The 254-nt window shown below is 69.7% G+C and carries 1 pseudogene; it reads right to left on the reverse strand.

Annotation, left to right across the window (positions count from 1 at the left end):
• A pseudogene (locus tag ACQG3P_RS20765) lies at window positions 1–254 on the reverse strand (DUF6607 family protein); the annotation flags it as partial.

The raw sequence follows: 254 nt of genomic DNA on the forward strand, positions 1-254 counted from the left end.
TCTTGAACACCGCGTCGATCTGCGCGTACTTGCCCTGCTGGCCGTCCTGCAGGTCGTGCGCCTGGGTGAACGGCGGATTGCTCATCGCCCTGCGATCCAGCGTGGTCTTCTGGTGGACGCCCGGCGCCTGGCCGAGGAACCCGTGCCGGCGGGCGCGCACCTGGGCCCTGTAGTCCGCCGGTGCGGCCCGGGGGTCGTGGGCCGGTTGGAACTCGACCTCGGTGGTGCGGTGGTAATCGGTGAAGCCGAACTCA

Origin of the sequence: Stenotrophomonas sp. SrG, from assembly GCF_050031795.1 — a bacterium.
GTDB lineage: Bacteria > Pseudomonadota > Gammaproteobacteria > Xanthomonadales > Xanthomonadaceae > Stenotrophomonas > Stenotrophomonas rhizophila_A.